Genomic DNA, 18,017 nt, shown 5'->3' on the forward strand with positions numbered 1-18,017 from the left:
TTATTTTTTCATTTCAAAAAGAACACCGTTCTATGAAACAACAAAAAAACAAAAAGACAGATTTTCATAAGCAGCTACAAGCCTACTCCGCATTGGGGACGGCTTTTTTGGCGCTCGCCCCTCAACAGGCGGAGGCAGACATCGTATATGTGGACATTCCCGACTTTGAAGTATGTGTAGAAGCTACTGAAGTCAGAGATGGTAGTTATAGTTCCTCAGAAAATACCCGATATCTCTATATAGACTTTGATGGACAACAGGTAGAGACTAGCAGCCTATCAGGGCAAGATATGTATTTCACTATAGCTGCTTCGGCAGAGGAGGATGGCACAGATGACCAAGGACAAGCTTTTTTTTCTGCTTGGGGATATGATGGTACTGCCTCAAAAATTATGGGGGTTTCTACTTACAATACTCTTGAGTCTTCCACCTACTACAGAGTCAGAAACATGCCTTATGGCGCAACAATTAGCTCTGCAGTGACCCGTGCTACAAATGATAACTACATTGGTTTTGGGTTTGAAGAAGAGACTAATAATAGTACTACTTATACGACTACTTGGTTCAAGGGAGGAGAACCCAGTTGGTTGGTTGGTTTTCCAAATGTTCAGGGGGTAACAGGATATATAGGGGTGGAGTTTCCGATTGGAGGACAAGACCACTATGCTTGGGTACGGATAAAGGCAGATTTTCAAGTAGATATGCAAGCAGGGCAGGATATTTATTCGAAGGCTTGTGTCACCATTTTGGATTATGCTTACAATGATACGCCTGGGGAAAAGATTTTGGCAGGAGAAGGAGCAACAGCATCTCCGCCAGCTAGCATCCCAACCCTCTCAGAATGGGGCTTGCTCAACCTTGCTTTGCTGTTGATGACCTTCGGCACGATTTATTTGATTCAGCCGAATTTCAGTTTGCGGAAGGTAGCGAGGAGAGAGGAGGAATAGGAAAATCAATGGATGAACATTGCTCTCAATTATGTCAACCGCTGGGTCTAAGATTGGATTTGGCGGTTTTTTTGATTTTTTTTTCCAAAAAACCTTCAATTCACGCACGCCAAAACGTCTATTGGGAAAAAAGATTCGATGAAAGAAATACAACATCCAATGAAAGCAAACAATACAACCTCTAACAGACAATGGTGGTTGAAACGAATATACCGCTTGATTTTGGAAAACCTATCAGAATTCGATTTCACCAACTCTACATTAGCAGAAGAACTCTCTATCAGTGAAAGGCAATTGTACCGAATAGTGAAAGAACTTACTGGACTTTCTCCCAATCTCTATATCCGCCAGATTCGACTGCAGGAAGCCTATAAATTTCTCCAAACAGGTCAATTTCATACCATCAGAGAGCTAGCGTTATTGGTGGGTTATCAAAAAATCGAATATTTCACACGTTTGTTTACAGCAGAATTTGGGGTACATCCAATGGAGATTTTGAAGCAAAACAAATAAGAAATGCTGTAACGTAAATAATTTTACATTTAGCAGGGACGTAGCCCAGAACCGATTTGTAGAAAAATAGTTTGAAAAGACCATCATAGGAGCGTAGCTTCGGCACAATTAAGTTCTTGATTTTCTGTGGTGTCGGGGCTATGCCCCTTATGACTATATCAATATATTTGGTCTCTACAAACGGTGTCGCAGCGCTGCTGCTGTATTGTATGAAGTATAAAAAGAAAATTTAATTCGTGTTTCTTAGGTAATTTTTTGATGCGCCTCTTTTAGTCAGAAAAGAGCGCATCAAGATATTGGTTGAGTATATTTTGGGAATAAAACAAAATATTAATACTACTACGTGTGATTTTCTATATACTTTATCACATCTTGAACGGTATTGATTTTTGCCAAATCTTTATCTGAAATTTCTATTTCAAATCTTTCTTCAAATCTCATGACCAACTCCACAACCTCTATGGAAGTTATCCCGAGGTCATCAATAATAAAGGATCCAGAACTTATTTCAGACTCATCTTTTCCCAACTCATCTGCTAATAATGATTTTACTTCATCTTATACTGACATATTCTATTGTATTTTAAAAGTGATTAAATAAAAATTTTGCGTTTTGAATAGACTTGTTCGAGTTTGAATTAGGCAACCAACAAACTCAAACAAGTCTTATCTATTTTCTTACCAAAAATGAAATTATAAAAATTAGCCACTTTGCTTTAATTTAAGCAGCGATGTTTCAATAGACGAAATAAGTGAAGTGATTTGAAGATTTTTTGAAGAAAAACCTTCAAATTGTGAAAAAAAATTATTTTTGCCTTATTACTTACGTTCCCATTGGAAGGTTTCTCTATCTATTTCTACAAAATCTTACCCCAAAAAATGAGTGCGCTTTAATAAGAGCGTGAAGGAAATAGTCCTTTTACACAAATGATCCATTTAGGTGCTGCATCCCCCTCGCTTATTGCAGATGCACTCATATTAGGTAATGTATAATAGTGTCCTAGATGCCCCCCATAGTAATTTCCTAGAAGACTATAAAGGCTGAATCCTGTTCATTAACTTGAAGATCCTGTCCATCACAGAACATCCAGCCTGTTGGAGGGGTTTCTCCGCCAAATAAAACTACCTCCGCTGTAAAGTAGCTATTTTCGCCATTCTCCTCAAGCGTTCTGGTTGCAATCAAGAACAAAGGTCTGTTTCCATAATTTTCGGCTTGCATTTCCTTTGGATTAAGTTTTGGAAGCGCAAAATTCGTAGTGCCATCTCCGCCGTATTTATTGCCAATGGCAGCAAATAAATCTGGGTATTTTGCTATGGGCAATAAAGCTCCATTGCATTTTAACCAAGTTTCTGGAACACTATGGTCATTTCCCGCAAACATTTTAATCATCCCTACAATACCAAAGGGATACCCTCTAGAGGGAAAATTACCCTCCACACACATAATGGACTTGAGACCCTGCTTAATAGCGTTATCACCTTTGTTGGTGGCCATCGCACCCATAATTTATTTGATTTGTGCCTGTCTGTTTGTTTTGTTTTTATGGACAAGCGGATTAAAAAATTATTAAAGTTTTTTATAGGTCAATAGACTATTTCAGACATTTCTTTAGATAACGAGGTGTAACCTTAGAAAGAAAAAATAGCTTCCTCTTCCGTATCAAATACTTCAAAAACAGTAATTAATTGAGTTAACACCAAAAGATTATGTATTTTGGATGGTAAAGCACAAAGTTTAAATTGTCCGCCTTGATTTGACACCGTAGTGTAAACATTCACTAATTCTCCAATTCCAGAAGAATCTATGATACTGACTTGACTCAAGTTGGCAACTATATTTTTATGCCCTCCATCTAAAAGTTCGCTTATTTTATTCCTCAAAGCAACATCACCGACACCAATTGTAATCTTACCAATTGGCGACATTATGGCCACATTTTGAATGTAATTTACATTAATAATCATGATTTTTTTTATTAAAAACAGAATGCCTACCCTATCGCTTTTGGCTTTGCGTCTTACTTTTTGAATGGATTTTCAGATACCTCCAAATTTTATTTTTTATTCTTTTCTAAAATTAAACTATGCCTCAAATATAGATTGCTCCATAAAACATGAATCCCCTATATCTGCCATAATTCGTGTGCGTTGTTTGTTTTTTTCTGTAAAAAATTTTTCAAGTTCACTTCCATTATTTTTGGCAGATATGGGGGGGAGTGTGATTTAGACAAGATTTAACTTTGATTTTCGGAAAATCTAATTTCCACTAAAAAAAATATAATATATTCATGAACAATTTTTACTCAAAAAATCAATTGGGTACATACTGCAAAGTTATTTTACTCTCAGTCAGTATGTTTTTCCTGTCTTTACAAATTGAAGCCCAAGTCACCTCTGACGGAAATGTGCAATTCCAATCCGCAGCAAGTACAACCGTAACGATGAGCGGCTTTTCCGTCCCTGCGGGAAGTAATTCTGTATTGGTGGTTTATTCTTGTGGTTTTTTGGCTTTGGCCACAAATGTTACTTTTGATGGCACTCCTCTTACCTTGTTACAAAATTCTACTGGAGGTGTCAGCTTGTCTATTTGGTATTTGGCTTTGGGAGACCTGGCAAGCCCTTCAGTAGGCGACATTGTCGCAACTTATGGAAATTATGTTGTAGCGACCCATACCATTCATGCTGTCTCTTATCAAAATGCAGACCAAAGCACACCTATGTCTGAATTTGCACAGAACGCTTTTGGGGGTGGTACAAGCAGCTCAATATCTGTAAACAGCAGTGATGCCAATGACTTAATTGTGGATTTTATTGTGGCACGAAGCAATGACAGCACTACCCCTACACTTACAGAAGGGGCAGGACAAACCAAAATTGGAGAACAAACCAATCAACAGTCCGCAGGAGGACTTGTCAGCACCATTGCTTTGAGTGAAGAACCTTCCCCAGGTAGTGCTGTGGATATGGATTGGACTATTGCGTATGGTACAACAGGAGTAAACACTTCTATGCAAGTAGCAGCAAAAATAAATGCCGTTTCATCTGGCAGTGGTCCCGTTTCGAACAGTATTCCTACCCTCTCCGAATGGGGCTTGATCATCTTGGCATTGCTATTCATGACTTTTGGCACTTTGTATTTGGTGCAGCCCAATGTGGAAGAAAAATTAGGGAGATAATGGATGATATTGTTCCATTCTGGTTGGAAAAACACCATTTTTCATAAAATCACAACTGCTTGATTTCAAATTCATTCGTAGCATTCGTAGCCCATGAATTAATTCATGGGCTACGAATCGGGATTGATACCATTCAAAAAGAAATAAAGTACTCTCAAATCATATATTCTTCTTTTTTTAGGAGACAAAAAACCTTCAATGGCTACGGCTTTTGGAGGTTTTTTTTGTAGCATATCTATAGGAATCGGAGACTTTTGAAGGTAGCTGCAATGTACGACTTTGGAAGTTTCCTTTTGACAAAATTTTTTTCCAAAAAATCTTCAATTCAAGCACACCAAAACGTCTCATTCCACTGAAATCTTCGATGAACCAAAAATTATTCCCATTCGTAGCCCATGAATTAATTCACTGGCTTGATATTTCAGCAGCATCGCTGCCGCTCTATTTGTAGCAACAATGCCAAAGGAATTTCCTGCAAGGAGCCTAGCCCCGACACCACACACAATCACACATTTAGTCGTGCCGAAGCTACGCTCCTAATGGCTTCTAACCTACCTAATTTTTCTACACATCTGGGATTCCTATGAAATCGGAATAGGGTCTGGGCTACGCCCTTGTGGATATCAAAAAACTATCGTTGTGCGCTATTAAAAATAGGGAATATTTGACAATCAGTTTGGACTTTGGACGAAGGAGCAAAGATGCAAGAAGTAAGAACTTAATTGATTAATAACCAATTATTTGCACCCAATCACGTCAATGAGTTAAAATTTTGATTATCAACTTTTTATATCTTGCATCTTACTTCCTACTTCTTTCGTCCAAAGTCTAAAATCAGTATGCTCTCAAAAGAAAATCTCAAATATTTGACAATCAGTCTTTTCTCAAAAAAAAGTATTTTTTTTCAAAAAATCCTTCAATTCACACACGCCAAAACGTCTATTGGTAAAAAGGTTCTATGAAAGAAACACAACTATACCAATGAAAACAAAGAATACGACCTCTAACAGGCAATGGTGGTTGAAAGAGATAACCTGCTTGATTTTGAAGCATCTATCCGACTCCAATTTGACCAATGCCCTATTAGCCGAGAAACTATCTGTCAGCGAAAGACAATTCTACCGAATGGTGAAAAACCTCACAGGAATGTCGCCCAACCTCTATGTGCGCCACATTCGACTGCAAAAAGCCTATCAATTCCTTCAATCGGGAGAATACCGCATCGTAAAAGAAGTAGCCGCCAAAGTGGGATTTCAAAAAGCGGAGTATTTCACCCACTTATTCAAATCGACCTTTGGACAAACTCCTTTTGAAGTATTGCAGGAAAAGGGCATTAAATAACAAAAAACTTGCTCAATATGGCAGATATGTGGGGGTATTTGGCAGAAATGGAGGGGGTCATTTTTTTGACTAATAAAAAGCGACATTTTACCTTTGAGAATAATTTCTTTTTAAAAAATTGTTCATAAAATAAATTATAATCATGACAACAAATTTATTTCGATTGGTTCTTTTCTTTTCTTTTCTTTTCTTTTCCTTTCAGAATCAAAGTGCACAGAACAACTTCCTGCATTTTGATGGTTCTGATGACTATGTTACTGCACCGCTACCAACTGTTTTTGATGCGATTGGCTCAACACCTCATACCATTGAGGCGTATGTCTATGTTACAAATGGTAATTTCAAGAGCGTTGTTTATGCACAATCATCTCAATCTTATCTTCATGTAAATATGGCAATTAATCTTGGAAAAGTTGCTTATTATGTGAAGACAGGAAATGGTCCGCAGTTCATAAAAACTTATATAACTAATGAGCTCGTACCTCTGAATCAATGGGTTCATATTGCTGTTACTTGGGGTGGTTCTAATAATGCACAACGAGTATATATAAATGGAGTACCCGCCACTCAATTTTTGGGTAGTTCTAGTTCTTCTACAGATATTAATAACACCCTAACTATTGGGGGTATTGGGAGTAGTGCATCAGGGCGATATAATGGACTAATTGATGAAGTGCGTATTTGGGATGTGGCAAGGACTGAGGCTGAGATATTAGAGAACATGAATGTAGCACTTACTGGGAGTGAAGCGAATTTGGTAGCGTATTACAATTTTAACCACGGAACTTGTGCCGAAGACAATGCGGGAGAAACGACATTGACCGATTTAACAGGAAACTATGATGGCACGCTTAATAACTTTGCTTTAGATAACTGTACCTCTAATTGGGTTTGTGCAGGTGCTAGTTGTGGTTATCCAGATCTTCCGGATGCTTCACCAGCAATTCCCACTCTCTCTCAATGGGGCCTGATTATCTTGGCATTGTTGTTGATGACGGCAGGGACTTTGTATTTGGTGCAGCCCAATGTGGAAGAAAAATTAGGGAGATAATGGAGGATATTGTTCCATTTTGGTTGGCAAAACACCATTTTTCATAAAATCACAACTGCTTGATTTCAAATCCATTCGTAGCATTCGTAGCCCATGAATTAATTCATGGGCTACGAATCGGGATTGATACCATTCAAAAAGAAATAAAGTGCTCTCAAACCCCACATTGCGCTCTTTTTTAGGAGACAAACAACCTTCAATCGTTTCGGCTTTTGGAGGTTGTTTTTTGAAGAATAGCTACGGGAATCGGATACTTTTGAAGGTAGCTGCAATGTACGACTTTGGAAGTTTCCTTTTGAGAACCAACTGATTTTCAAACATTCCCTATACTTTCAGCCTAAGCTTCCAAAGTCTGAATCGAGGTTTTATTAGACTTTGGAAGTTTCCATTTGACAAAATTTTTTTTCCAAAAAATCTTCAATTCACACACGCCAAAACGTCTATTGGTAAAAAAGATTCGATGAAAGAAATACAACATCCAATGAAAGCAAACAAAACGACCCCTAACAGGCAATGGTGGTTGAAAGAGATAAATTTATTGACTTTGAAGCACCTATCCGACTCCAATTTGAAAGAAAAATTAGGGAGATAATGGAGGATATTGTTCCATTTTGGTTGGCAAAACACCATTTTTCATAAAATCACAACTGCTTGATTTCAAATCCATTCGTAGCATTCGTAGCCCATGAATTAATTCATGGGCTACGAATCGGGATTGATACCATTCAAAAAGAAATAAAGCGCCTCAAACCCCACATTGCGCTCTTTTTTAGGAGACAAACAACCTTCAATCGTTTCGGCTTTTGGAGGTTGTTTTTTGAAGAATAGCTACGGGAATCGGATACTTTTGAAGGTAGCTGCAATGTACGACTTTGGAAGTTTCCTTTTGAGAACCAACTGATTTTCAAACATTCCCTATACTTTCAGCCTAAGCTTCCAAAGTCTGAATCGAGGTTTTATTAGACTTTGAAGTTTCCATTTGACAAAATTTTTTTTCCAAAAAATCTTCAATTCACACACGCCAAAACGTCTATTGGTAAAAAGATTCGATGAAAGAAATACAACATCCAATGAAAGCAAACAAAACGACCCCTAACAGGCAATGGTGGTTGAAAGAGATAAATTTATTGACTTTGAAGCACCTATCCGACTCCAATTTGAACAATGCCCTATTAGCCGAGAAACTATCTGTCAGCGAAAGACAATTCTACCGAATGGTGAAAAACCTCACAGGAATGTCGCCCAACCTCTATGTGCGCCACATTCGACTGCAAAAAGCCTATCAATTCCTTCAATCGGGAGAATACCGCATCGTAAAAGAAGTAGCCGCCAAAGTGGGATTTCAAAAAGCGGAGTATTTCACCCACTTATTCAAATTTGAAGTATTGCAGGAAAAGGGCATTAAATAACAAGGAACTTACTCAAAATGGCAGATATGTGGGGGTATTTGGCAGAAACGGAGGGTATGCTTTTTTTGCATAAAAAAAAGCGATGTTTTACCTTTGTGAGTTGTTTGGCTTGCCTATACAATTTTTATGGAAGCAGCACAAACAAACTTCGGAAATTTCATTTTTTCTTTATTTTTTTAAATTCCATTCTCATGACAAACAAATACATTTTCACCATTGTTCTTTTTTGCTCTGCGCTGTTCTGTTCTTCTGACCTAAATGCTCAATGTACCGTACATGGAGTTGATGGGGGAAACACTAGCTTTGGCTTAGTTGTGGGTGAGGTTTTGGGTCAATCGTTCCAAGCATGCCAATCAGGGGAGATTACGAGTATTACTATTGTTAATGAAGGAAATCCTATCTTCCCCTCTCCCAGTGGTACTCATGAATTGAGAATAGCGGCCATTACTGCTCCTCCTATTGCCGTGATAGGTGATCCAGTTTATCAAACCTTTGACACAGCAGGTGGTACTAGTGACGAGACAGTGACCATTACCTTAAACACGCCTTTTCCTGTCACAGCAGGCAATGATTATGCTTTTGATATAACACCTGGCGGAGACTTATCTATAACTGCCCAACAACTTCCCAGTGATGAGCCAAGTGGCATAGCATACGTAATTTTTGGATCATTTGCCCAATTTACAAGTCACGATTTAGATTTTGGAGTAGCGATAAGTGCAGCAGCAGGGCCAGCAGCAGCAATTCCCACTCTCTCTCAATGGGGCTTGATTATCTTGGCTTTGTTGTTGATGACGGCAGGGACTTTGTATTTGGTGCAGCCCAATGTGGAAGAAAAATTAGGGAGATAATGGAGGATATTGTTCCATTCTTGGTTGGCAAAACACCATTTTTCATAAAATCACAACTGCTTGATTTCAAATCCATTCGTAGCATTCGTAGCCCATGAATTAATTCATGGGCTACGAATGGGGATTGATACCATTCAAAAGAAATAAAGTGCTCTTAAACCCCACATTGCGCTCTTTTTTAGGAGACAAAAAACCTTCAATCGTTTCGGCTTTTGGAGGTTTTTTTTGTAGCATATCTATAGGAATCGGAGACGAACTGTATTAAAAAGCAAGCAAAAATCGGATTATTTTTTAAATTGGTTATTTTATTCAATATGTTCTTTGAATTTATTGTGATAATCATCTTGAAATTTGACACCTGATTTAACGACGGCAAAAGTTTGCCTAAGCAGCTTGTTGATAACAGCAACTTTAGCTACCTTGTATGGCTTTCCTTTTGATCGGAGTCTATTGAAAAGTTCTTTACATTCTTTATTGAATCGTATAGCTGCTCTTGTAGCATTGAAAAGAACTGTCCTAATTTGAGCTGGACCAGCTTTTGAAATGCGTCCTTTTCGATACACAGAAGAACCCGATTGATGAGTCAAAGGCACTATGTCTACAAACTTAACCAATTGTTTAGAATTTGTAAATAATTCAAAGCCATTAGTATATGTGTATAGTAATTGGGCTGATTTTTCGCCAATACCCTTAACAGAACAGGCAAGTTCTTTGAATTTATCGAAACCAATGTCAGTCAAGGCATCCAATTCTTGTTTGATTTTTCGAATATTGTCTTGTATCGTATTCAATACGTCTTGAAAAGCTTCTAAGACAACATCTGGTGTGTAAAGACACTGCATAAGGCTATGAATTTGATTTTTAGTCTGTCGTTCCTGCTTTTCAAAGGCATTAAGAGCCATTTGCATTTTTTTCTCTTTTGAATATCCTCATTAGGCATTTGAAAATCAGGCAAATCAAGTGTCTTTCCAGCTATTGCTAAAGCTCTTGCTGCTTGCTTATCATCTTTTGCAGTAATGCCTAAGACTTTCATAAAAGCACTGCTTTTTTGTGGATTAATCAATTTAATAGAGCAGTTGGATTTGTCTAAAGAATGAAGCAACTTATCACTGTAAGTGCCAGTAGGTTCTAAAACAAAAGTAATATGTTGTTCATCAAAACCTTGTAAGAATACCTCTATGGATTTCATTGTATTTTCGATTTGATAATCAACCCAGTGGTTATCTTCTTGATAAGCAATGTCTAAAGTCTTGTTACTTACATCTATACCGATAATTAGAGAATTCATAAAGTAATAAATTGAATGTTAAACTAATAATGATGAAATATATCCTATGAAATCTGCGTCGTGACTCAGGCTTTATGCCTACTGAACTGTCCGATTTTTATGGGATATAAAGAACGAGGGGCTAACGTCTAATACGGTCTCTAAGGACTACTTTTGAATCAGTTTACCCTCGTTCTTAATTTTAATCAATATATTATTTTTTATTACAACTTTTGTACTTTTTCCTCTTGGGCCAATGTACGACTTTTGAAGGTAGCTGCAATGTACGACTTTGGATGTTTCCTTTTGAGAGCATACTGATTTTCAAACATTCTTGGTTGGCAAAACACCATTTTTCATAAAATCACAACTGCTTGATTTCAAATCCATTCGTAGCATTCGTAGCCCATGAATTAATTCATGGGCTACGAATCGGGATTGATACCATTCAAAAAGAAATAAAGTGCTCTCAAATCCTACATTGTGCCCTTTTTTAGAAGACAAAAAACCTTCAATCGTTTCGGCTTTTGGAGGTTTTTTTTGTAGCATATCTATAGGAATCGGAGACTTTTGAAGGTAGCTGCAATGTACGACTTTGGATGTTTCCTTTTGAGAACCAGTTGATTTTCAAACATTCCCTATGCTTTCAGGCTAAACTTCCAAAGTCTGAATCACCATTCTCAATAAACAACCTTCAATGATTTTTAGACTTTGGACGAGGGAGCAGAGATGCGAGAAGTGGGACATTAATCAATTGATAATGAATAACTTACGATTAAACGACAAAAACAAGCAAATCATTGATTACCAAATCTTTACATCTTGCTTCCCGCTTCTCACTTCTTTCGTCCAAAGTCCAAATGATTTCAACGGTTGATTATTTACTTTAAGAAGCGAAAGATGTTATATTTGTGGATTATCCTTGATTTTCATAACAATCAATTAACTTTTATGTCTTTGCCTCCCCAAAAAACAGCTTCTACATCCTTAGAACTTGCTGAAAAATACCTCGAAGAAGGGGAAATGCTACACGAACAAGAGCAATACGATGCCTCATTGGAAGTCTTGGAAAAAGCAAAAGACATTTATCTGCAATTGGAACAAACCAAAGACCCACAATTGGCAAAAACGCTTCATTTAATAGGTGTGGGCTATTACTTCAAAGGAGATTACAAATCGGCGATTTCTTATGAGGAAGAAGCCTTTGCTATTCAAATGGAAGTACTGGATCCACAGGATGAAGCAACACTCACCACAGCTATAGATTTGGCGAGCATGTATGCGACTATCGATCAGTACGAACAGGCATTGAGCTACTTTGACAAAGTCATCGAACTCCAACCCACATTGATAGATGTTCCCTCACCACAAGGGAATTATTTGCACATCAATTTAGGCGTTTTGTATGCACGTATGGGAGATTTTGGACGTGCGATTCCCTATTTTCAAAAAGCACTACAAATTGCCGAACACTTAGGACTTGAAGGGGATAGTATCAGCACATCCTATAACTGGCTGGGAATCTGTTATTGTCGAACTACAGAAGGGAACAAGGCAATTGAGACCTTTCAAAAGGTCATTGATTACAACCTTGCACAAGGTAGGGAGTACAGCGAACGTACAGCAGGCCCCTATTACCACTTAGGAGAGGAATATACCAAGTTAGGGCAATATGAAGAGGCCATCGTTCACTTCAAAAAAGCACTCCATATCCAAACAACATTGTATGGAGAAAGATCCGATGGTGCCGCCTTTAGCTACAAAGGTTTGGGGGAAGCCTACATTTCGCTAAAAGAGTTTGAACAAGCTGAAGAATACCTACAAAAAGCATTGGCTATTCGATTAGAGGGTATGGGGGCTCAAGGTTCTTACTTGGCAGACAACTATGTTCCTTTGATTTATCTAAAGTATAAAAATAAAGATTATATAAAATCCCTTCAATATGCACAGAAAGCCTTGTATGTGCTTGCCGCAAATTGCAGTCAGGAAGATATTTACGATTATCCCCCTTTAGAAAAACTGCGACATACTTTGGGAATTAAGTTGTTGTCTTACAAAGCCAAGGCTTTTCACGCACTTTTTTTAGCAGAGAGCGACCCCAAAAACCTGAAAGCAGCCTTAGAAAATGCCCAACTGTCTATTGATTTATTGGAGCAATTGCGGAATAGCTACCGTTCGGATGACAGCAAATTGGTTTTACCCAAAAGGCACCACGGTAGCTATGGAATCGGAATGACGGTCACGCATACGGCTTGGGAGCAAACACACCAAAAAGAGATGCTCGAACAAGCCTTTGGTTTTGCAGAAAAAGCCAAGGCTGCCCTGTTGTTGGCTTCAATGCAGGAAGGAATGGCAAAAGCTACATCTCTTATTCCTGCTGATCTACTGCAAAAGGAGAAAGCACTGAGAACCCAATTGAGCCAAATCGAACAGGCACTTCAACAGAAAGAAGCACAAAAGGAAGAGCTTGGTAAAGAAACGGAAATACGCGCACTGCAAGTTGAATACTTAACATACCAGAAAAGCTACCTTCAATTGATGGATCAATTGGAAGCAGACTTCCCTGATTACTACCAACTCAAATACCAAAACCAAACCGTTTCTATTGTTCAGGTTCAAGAACTGCTGCAATTGGGTGAATTGCTGATACAATACAGTTTATATGAGGAAACACTATTTATTTTTGCGATTGACAAACACAGCATTTCCTTCAAAAAAATAGGTCGTCCCGAAGGTTTGGAAAAGACGATGGAAGCTTTTGAAAAAACCATATTTTTGGGTGACCAAGAGGAATATTGCAGATTGGCAGGGCAGTTGTATGCAGCATTGTTGACACCGATTGAAGCTACACTGAAGGGCAAACACAAATTGTTGATTGTTACCGATGGCATTTTACAGCGTTTGTCTTTTGATGCCTTGATTCCACCATTAGAAACTTCCATAGAAGGCTTTACACAACTACCATATCTACTCAAATCCTTTGATATTCAATACCATTATTCGGCTACCTTGCTGTGGTACTTCCATGAGCGAAAACCACAAGGATTGGTGGATTTGAAGGAAAATTTCTTGGGCTTGGCTCCCATAAGATTTGGTCAAACGGAAACGGCAAACGCTGGATATATCCTCAAAAGTGATGTAAAGGGCAAAAAAGGTAGAAAGTTGATTTTGAAGTCTGGGGAGAATGAACAGGAGGTTTTACAGGATTTGGCAGAAACCGAAACTGAGGTCAAAACAGTCTATGAGCTTTTTGAGGAACAGGAGCAAGAAGCCATTGCCCTTTTTTATGAGATGGCTTCCAAAGAAAACCTTTTGCAGCACATCGAACAGTACAAATATGTCTTACTTTCTACGCATGGTTTCTCCAATAGCGAACATTCGGCTTTGTCGGGTCTGAATTTATACACGAATGATTCTGCGGACAAGGCAGCTTCGGACGAAGACAAACTCTATATTTCCGACATCATGAACCTCCAACTCTCTGCCGAATTGGTGGTGTTGAGTAGCTGCGAAAGTGGGGTCGGCAAATTGCAGCAAGGAGAAGGGATGATGGCACTGCATCGGGCATTTTTGTATGCGGGTGTTCGCAATATTGTGTATTCACTCTTCAAAGTACCTCAAGATTCTACAAGTCAGTTGGTGCAGAGTTTGTTTGGTCATGTTTTGGCGGGAGATGCTTATGCAACTGCGCTCCGCAAGGCGAAATTGGAATTGATAGAAAATGAGGCGATAGAACCTATGGATTGGGCGGGCTTTGCGTTGATTGGTATATAACAAATAGTTTGCCGATTTAGAGCAAAAGCCTCCGAAATTTTTTCTTTGAAAAAAACTTGATAGCAAGAACTATTCATTTACTTTTTTATTCCAACAATTATTATATTGAAAAACAATTACTTATTGCTATTTTTTCTGTTGTTATTCTCCATTGCGGTGCGCCTACCCAATCTCGACCGCCCCATCTCCAAGCACCACGAATTTTGCACTGCGCTTACCCTTGTCACCTTCGATATTTGGAACAAAAAAGGAGCAGCCCACTTTCATTACAGCCCCGTCACCAACTACCAAAACCCTCCCGATTTATCTATCAACAATGGTACAGTGCCTTTTGTGAAAGACGGAACGCACTACTACCTTTCCCATCCACCGCTTGGTTTTTGGATGCCCTACTACACCTTCAAATTTTTGGGTTTGGCACACAGCAACCGCAATTTACAGTTGTTCAACCTTTTGTTTCACCTATTGGCGGCGATATGCGTGTTTTTCATTGCAGAAATGCTGCTTGCTAAAACACAAGAATCAGTCTCCAATCCACATTTTCATTCAAATAAATACGCCGTTTCTCCTTCTCTCATTGCAGTAGGTATTTTCCTTTTTAGCCCTGCTCTATTGTGGTATGGCTGCAATGTGTATTTTTCGGATATTTTCGTCAATCAATTGTTTGTCATCACTGTATGGGCAGGATTGAAGTCTAAAAAAAGTTTTGCCCAATTGCTTCAAGGCTCTTCAAATCCTTCAAAACGTTTGCTACTAAAAATTTATGCCCAATTATTGGTTTTCAATAGTTTGGTTTTGGCGACTATGCTGACCGAATGGATTGGTTATTTTTTGGTCGCAAGTGTGGGTGTTTATTCCCTTTGGCATTTTTTCAAACAAAAGAACCCCACAGCCAAACACTACCATTTGCTGCAAATGGGATTCGCTGCTTTGGTTGCCATTGCAGGAATGGGCATCACTTTTTGGACATACAGCGACATTTTGGGTACAGAAGCTTTTTTGCAGTATTTGAAACAACGTTTTTTGACCCGAACAGGTCAGTTGGACAGTGGCGGAATGTTGAATACTGCTTTTTTCTACACCAAACAACTGATTCAACATTATGCAAGTGCTTACCTGCCAATCTTGTTGTTGTTTTTGGTGATGTCGTTTACCTATTTCAAAAAATCCAGCCGAACAGCATTTTCAGGGATTGCTGAACAACAAACATTGTGGTCTTATTTTTTGTGGATTGCCCTCCCTCCTATCCTATTGCACCATTTTTTATTCATCAATTACACCGCTATCCACGAATATGCAGTAGTCAAAATGGTACTGCCTTTGAGCATGGCAGTCGCTTTTTTGTATCAGCAAATCCACACAGATAATTCTTTGAAAACGAAATGGGTGAAGTTTGCTTTACCCATCGTTTTCGTGACCTGCTTGCTGCAATATTTTTACATCAATCGAGTAGGAGACTATTCGTGGCGAGGACATCGCTATGATCAGTTTGAACGTTTGGGTGCAAAAATCCGACAGACTGCAAAAGCGGACGAAATGGTCTTTGTAGAAGGTGACATCGAAATCAATTTTCAGTTGGTCTATTATGCCAAACGCAACATCTGGCGGTACGAAAATCCCGAACAGATGGAAGCGGTTTTGAAGCATTTTGGACAATCGAAAGGAATTGTAATAAAGCAAGATTAAACTTATGCTATTTCTCGTTTTCCTTTATCCAGTAATTTTTGGTTTCTATTCGCCTGAACGATGTGCCTTTGATTATGGTATATAACAACTCTAAAAGTATCACCCAATTTCAATCGAATCAGTTTAGAAATGCTGATGGATGTTTTTGTTTTGTTTAGGTCAATGTTTCTGGCTTGATGAAGGAGATCGAGGAGTTGTTTTTGTTGGGCGATGAATTTCTCCAAAGTAGATTTGTCTAAGTGACTTCCTACGGGGTTCATTTCCTTGAAGGTTTTCATTTTGTTGAGTTTTTCTTTGGGCAAAAGACTGTTGGCGAAGTAATTACCCAAAAGTCCACTTTTGAAGACCAAATTGCTGGTTCGTTTGGTTGTTGCCGCTATGCGCTGCGTGATTTCGGGGATGTAAAAATCTCCATAGCGGTTTAGATGCTCTATGCACTCCAAAATACTCCATTCTGTTTCGGATGCTTTCCAGTTCAAATCCGATATTTTCATTTGCAGAAAAAGGGTTGCTTGATTCATTACCTCTTTGGTTCTGTCCATCAAATCTTCAATGAGAACTTCGTTTGACAATTTCATTTGCTGGTATTTTTTGTTGATTCAATGCCGCAAAGTTCCCTCTTTTCTATTTGTCAAATATTGATTGAAATCAAGATTTTTTGATTCTCGACAAGGTTTCGGGAGTCATTCGGAGGTAGGAAGCAATGTATTTGTGTGGAATCTCTTGAAACAATTGAGGACTACGTTTCAAGACTCTTTGATATCTTTTGAGGGGCGAAAAAGTGAGAATGTCTTTTTCTCGTTCCAACTGTTCGTAAATCAGTTGCAGCATACTTTGGTGCCACAATTGCAGATTGGCCTCATCCTGGTGAATCCATTCCAAATAAGCCGTTTTGGTTAGCACCTTGAGCTTCGTTTTTTTCAATGCTTGTATGTAGAAATCGGAAGGCTGACCAGAAATGAAGGAATCCAAAGCTGCAATAAAATTACCTCGATACGCCAATCGAATGGTCTGTTCTTCAAATTCATCTTCAAAATAAATTCGCAAGCTGCCGCTCAACACATAGTACAAATGGGTATCTGTGCTGCCGCCAACTTTGAGGTATTCGCCCCTCCCCAATTCCACTTCCTTGTGCCATAAGCCAGCCGCATCCATTTTATGCTTTATTTGTTCGATAGGATTCATTTCCCCAAAATACACTTATCGTTTGGGTTTATCCATTCAAATCTTTCCGTATAAAAAACGAACCCATCACCAAATCATTCTCCGTCTTCAACTTCCAATAATAAAGACCAGCCTCCAAATTTCTTACGGATGCCTCAAAATAAGTTGTTTGTGCCTCAATTACTTCCTCAATCAATACTGTCTTTTGATTGTTTTCAATGCTCAATTGAAGGGTTTTGTCAATGCCTTTCTTCAGTTCAAACACCAAAATACCACCTTTACAATCCAAACCATTCTCTGGTAGAACCACTTCAAAAGCAGTGCTTCTACTGGCAGCGGCTAAAACAGTTTCGTATTGCGGAATAGGTAAAAATGCGGCTGCTAAGTCATCTAAAAGTTGGCCGCCTTTCTGCAATGCCGTCCCTACCAATCCTTTCAATGAATCTATTGGAGCTTTTTTTGCAGTCTTTTCTATTTGGATTTGCCGTTCTAAATTTTGCAGATTGGTGAGAAACAGTTCATCTCCCAGTCTGTCCATACTGTTCATGAATTTTTGGTGAAACGCATACTCTATCCCGAATTGAGCATCTTCTTGCATCAGTTTTTCAAAAAGCAATTGTTCTTCTTTCGTCAGTTTCTCTTCAAAGTGAGATTCTATCAGTTGTATTCTTTGTTTGTCTTCCAACATTATTTTTAGCGTATTATTATGTAGATTCTATCATTAGAGTCAAATACTATTTAACTGCCTTCGTCCACTACATTAGTTACAGAAACAGTCAAAATATTAGCACAAAATTCTCAAAAAAACAATTTAATGACTAATAAATAAATATTTTAT

The 18,017-nt window shown here is 38.5% G+C and carries 21 protein-coding genes; 12 read left to right on the top strand and 9 right to left on the bottom strand.

The genetic code is table 11. The features are described 5' to 3' along the window. Positions 1 to 32 precede the first annotated feature (32 nt). Together R3E32_11315 and R3E32_11320 are read left to right on the top strand one after the other, a co-directional pair. A complete protein-coding gene (locus tag R3E32_11315) occupies positions 33 to 947 on the top strand; it encodes a hypothetical protein (protein MEZ4885307.1) in 915 nt (304 codons plus the stop codon). Positions 948 to 1,085: 138 nt separating this feature from the next. Further along, a complete protein-coding gene (locus tag R3E32_11320; protein MEZ4885308.1) occupies positions 1,086 to 1,460 on the top strand; it encodes an AraC family transcriptional regulator in 375 nt (124 codons plus the stop codon). Between the two features lie 1,024 nt (positions 1,461 to 2,484). Here R3E32_11320 and R3E32_11325 read toward each other — a convergent pair. Next, a complete protein-coding gene (locus R3E32_11325) occupies positions 2,485 to 2,964 on the bottom strand; it encodes a tail fiber protein (protein ID MEZ4885309.1) in 480 nt (159 codons plus the stop codon). A 125-nt stretch (positions 2,965 to 3,089) separates the two neighbouring features. Continuing rightward, complete coding sequence (locus R3E32_11330) at positions 3,090 to 3,425, bottom strand: STAS domain-containing protein (protein ID MEZ4885310.1); 336 nt, start codon at positions 3,423 to 3,425, stop codon at positions 3,090 to 3,092. A 323-nt stretch (positions 3,426 to 3,748) separates the two neighbouring features. Between R3E32_11330 and R3E32_11335 the strand changes: the two genes are divergently transcribed. Then, positions 3,749 to 4,636 carry an IPTL-CTERM sorting domain-containing protein gene (locus R3E32_11335; GenBank protein MEZ4885311.1) on the top strand — a complete coding sequence of 296 codons (888 nt, stop codon included), beginning with the start codon at positions 3,749 to 3,751 and terminating at the stop codon, positions 4,634 to 4,636. A 110-nt stretch (positions 4,637 to 4,746) separates the two neighbouring features. On the opposite strand, the gene R3E32_11340 is transcribed toward R3E32_11335, so the two are convergent. Then, positions 4,747 to 4,869, bottom strand: a complete 123-nt coding sequence (locus R3E32_11340) for a hypothetical protein (protein ID MEZ4885312.1) — start codon at positions 4,867 to 4,869, stop codon at positions 4,747 to 4,749. A 748-nt stretch (positions 4,870 to 5,617) separates the two neighbouring features. On the opposite strand from R3E32_11340, the gene R3E32_11345 reads away from it, so the two are divergent. The 7 genes from R3E32_11345 (at position 5,618) to R3E32_11375 (ending at position 9,288) form a co-directional block, all read left to right on the top strand. After that, the gene (locus R3E32_11345; GenBank protein MEZ4885313.1) at positions 5,618 to 5,977 is read left to right on the top strand and encodes a helix-turn-helix transcriptional regulator; all 360 of its coding nucleotides are present in this window, start codon (positions 5,618 to 5,620) and stop codon (positions 5,975 to 5,977) included. A 142-nt stretch (positions 5,978 to 6,119) separates the two neighbouring features. After that, complete coding sequence (locus R3E32_11350) at positions 6,120 to 7,028, top strand: IPTL-CTERM sorting domain-containing protein (protein ID MEZ4885314.1); 909 nt, start codon at positions 6,120 to 6,122, stop codon at positions 7,026 to 7,028. Positions 7,029 to 7,176: 148 nt separating this feature from the next. Next, entirely contained in the window at positions 7,177 to 7,338 is a 162-nt protein-coding gene (locus R3E32_11355) for a hypothetical protein (protein MEZ4885315.1), read from the top strand. Between the two features lie 150 nt (positions 7,339 to 7,488). Next, complete coding sequence (locus tag R3E32_11360) at positions 7,489 to 7,620, top strand: hypothetical protein (GenBank protein ID MEZ4885316.1); 132 nt, start codon at positions 7,489 to 7,491, stop codon at positions 7,618 to 7,620. Between the two features lie 165 nt (positions 7,621 to 7,785). After that, on the top strand, positions 7,786 to 7,929 hold the full coding sequence (locus R3E32_11365) for a hypothetical protein (protein ID MEZ4885317.1): 144 nt from the start codon (positions 7,786 to 7,788) through the stop codon (positions 7,927 to 7,929). A 169-nt stretch (positions 7,930 to 8,098) separates the two neighbouring features. Then, complete coding sequence (locus R3E32_11370; protein MEZ4885318.1) at positions 8,099 to 8,437, top strand: helix-turn-helix transcriptional regulator; 339 nt, start codon at positions 8,099 to 8,101, stop codon at positions 8,435 to 8,437. A gap of 191 nt (positions 8,438 to 8,628) precedes the next feature. Then, on the top strand, positions 8,629 to 9,288 hold the full coding sequence (locus tag R3E32_11375; protein MEZ4885319.1) for an IPTL-CTERM sorting domain-containing protein: 660 nt from the start codon (positions 8,629 to 8,631) through the stop codon (positions 9,286 to 9,288). A gap of 111 nt (positions 9,289 to 9,399) precedes the next feature. Here the strand turns inward: R3E32_11375 and R3E32_11380 are convergent, their stop codons facing one another. From R3E32_11380 to R3E32_11390, 3 genes are all read right to left on the bottom strand, one after another. Further along, on the bottom strand, positions 9,400 to 9,522 hold the full coding sequence (locus R3E32_11380) for a hypothetical protein (protein MEZ4885320.1): 123 nt from the start codon (positions 9,520 to 9,522) through the stop codon (positions 9,400 to 9,402). Between the two features lie 71 nt (positions 9,523 to 9,593). After that, positions 9,594 to 10,130, bottom strand: a complete 537-nt coding sequence (locus R3E32_11385; GenBank protein ID MEZ4885321.1) for a transposase — start codon at positions 10,128 to 10,130, stop codon at positions 9,594 to 9,596. Continuing rightward, a complete protein-coding gene (locus R3E32_11390; GenBank protein ID MEZ4885322.1) occupies positions 10,097 to 10,576 on the bottom strand; it encodes a transposase in 480 nt (159 codons plus the stop codon). Before R3E32_11390 ends, R3E32_11385 begins: the two co-directional genes overlap by 34 nt. A 930-nt stretch (positions 10,577 to 11,506) precedes the next feature. Between R3E32_11390 and R3E32_11395 the strand changes: the two genes are divergently transcribed. Together R3E32_11395 and R3E32_11400 are read left to right on the top strand one after the other, a co-directional pair. Then, the gene (locus tag R3E32_11395; protein MEZ4885323.1) at positions 11,507 to 14,329 is read left to right on the top strand and encodes a CHAT domain-containing tetratricopeptide repeat protein; all 2,823 of its coding nucleotides are present in this window, start codon (positions 11,507 to 11,509) and stop codon (positions 14,327 to 14,329) included. Positions 14,330 to 14,434: 105 nt separating this feature from the next. Further along, positions 14,435 to 16,015: a hypothetical protein gene (locus tag R3E32_11400; protein MEZ4885324.1), complete on the top strand. Its 1,581-nt coding sequence runs from the start codon at positions 14,435 to 14,437 to the stop codon at positions 16,013 to 16,015. 2 nt (positions 16,016 to 16,017) lie between these two features. Here the strand turns inward: R3E32_11400 and R3E32_11405 are convergent, their stop codons facing one another. The 3 genes from R3E32_11405 to R3E32_11415 all read right to left on the bottom strand — a co-directional run bounded on the left by R3E32_11405 (position 16,018) and on the right by R3E32_11415 (position 17,867). Then, positions 16,018 to 16,593 (bottom strand): DinB family protein, encoded by a 576-nt coding sequence (locus tag R3E32_11405; protein ID MEZ4885325.1) that lies wholly within the window; start codon positions 16,591 to 16,593, stop codon positions 16,018 to 16,020. A 70-nt stretch (positions 16,594 to 16,663) separates the two neighbouring features. Then, positions 16,664 to 17,200, bottom strand: a complete 537-nt coding sequence (locus tag R3E32_11410) for a Crp/Fnr family transcriptional regulator (protein ID MEZ4885326.1) — start codon at positions 17,198 to 17,200, stop codon at positions 16,664 to 16,666. Between the two features lie 28 nt (positions 17,201 to 17,228). Continuing rightward, the gene (locus R3E32_11415; protein ID MEZ4885327.1) at positions 17,229 to 17,867 is read right to left on the bottom strand and encodes a hypothetical protein; all 639 of its coding nucleotides are present in this window, start codon (positions 17,865 to 17,867) and stop codon (positions 17,229 to 17,231) included. Positions 17,868 to 18,017: the final 150 nt, after the last annotated feature.

It is taken from the genome of Chitinophagales bacterium (assembly GCA_041392475.1).
Lineage (GTDB): Bacteria > Bacteroidota > Bacteroidia > Chitinophagales > UBA2359 > JAUHXA01.

Excerpts from the sequence above, each read along its gene's own strand:
- R3E32_11350 (MEZ4885314.1), top strand. The coding sequence starts at position 6,120 with ATGACAACAAATTTATTTCGATTGGTTCTTTTCTTTTCTTTTCTTTTC.
- R3E32_11380 (MEZ4885320.1), bottom strand. The coding sequence starts at position 9,522 with ATGCTACAAAAAAAACCTCCAAAAGCCGAAACGATTGAAGGTTTTTTG.
- R3E32_11340 (MEZ4885312.1), bottom strand. The coding sequence starts at position 4,869 with ATGCTACAAAAAAAACCTCCAAAAGCCGTAGCCATTGAAGGTTTTTTG.
- R3E32_11330 (MEZ4885310.1), bottom strand. The coding sequence starts at position 3,425 with ATGATTATTAATGTAAATTACATTCAAAATGTGGCCATAATGTCGCCA.
- R3E32_11395 (MEZ4885323.1), top strand. The coding sequence starts at position 11,507 with ATGTCTTTGCCTCCCCAAAAAACAGCTTCTACATCCTTAGAACTTGCT.
- R3E32_11335 (MEZ4885311.1), top strand. The coding sequence starts at position 3,749 with ATGAACAATTTTTACTCAAAAAATCAATTGGGTACATACTGCAAAGTT.
- R3E32_11415 (MEZ4885327.1), bottom strand. The coding sequence starts at position 17,867 with ATGTTGGAAGACAAACAAAGAATACAACTGATAGAATCTCACTTTGAA.
- R3E32_11390 (MEZ4885322.1), bottom strand. The coding sequence starts at position 10,576 with ATGAATTCTCTAATTATCGGTATAGATGTAAGTAACAAGACTTTAGAC.
- R3E32_11405 (MEZ4885325.1), bottom strand. The coding sequence starts at position 16,593 with ATGAAATTGTCAAACGAAGTTCTCATTGAAGATTTGATGGACAGAACC.
- R3E32_11345 (MEZ4885313.1), top strand. The coding sequence starts at position 5,618 with ATGAAAACAAAGAATACGACCTCTAACAGGCAATGGTGGTTGAAAGAG.
- R3E32_11370 (MEZ4885318.1), top strand. The coding sequence starts at position 8,099 with ATGAAAGCAAACAAAACGACCCCTAACAGGCAATGGTGGTTGAAAGAG.
- R3E32_11325 (MEZ4885309.1), bottom strand. The coding sequence starts at position 2,964 with ATGGGTGCGATGGCCACCAACAAAGGTGATAACGCTATTAAGCAGGGT.
- R3E32_11360 (MEZ4885316.1), top strand. The coding sequence starts at position 7,489 with ATGAAAGAAATACAACATCCAATGAAAGCAAACAAAACGACCCCTAAC.
- R3E32_11320 (MEZ4885308.1), top strand. The coding sequence starts at position 1,086 with ATGAAAGAAATACAACATCCAATGAAAGCAAACAATACAACCTCTAAC.
- R3E32_11410 (MEZ4885326.1), bottom strand. The coding sequence starts at position 17,200 with ATGAATCCTATCGAACAAATAAAGCATAAAATGGATGCGGCTGGCTTA.
- R3E32_11385 (MEZ4885321.1), bottom strand. The coding sequence starts at position 10,130 with ATGCAGTGTCTTTACACACCAGATGTTGTCTTAGAAGCTTTTCAAGAC.
- R3E32_11315 (MEZ4885307.1), top strand. The coding sequence starts at position 33 with ATGAAACAACAAAAAAACAAAAAGACAGATTTTCATAAGCAGCTACAA.
- R3E32_11375 (MEZ4885319.1), top strand. The coding sequence starts at position 8,629 with ATGACAAACAAATACATTTTCACCATTGTTCTTTTTTGCTCTGCGCTG.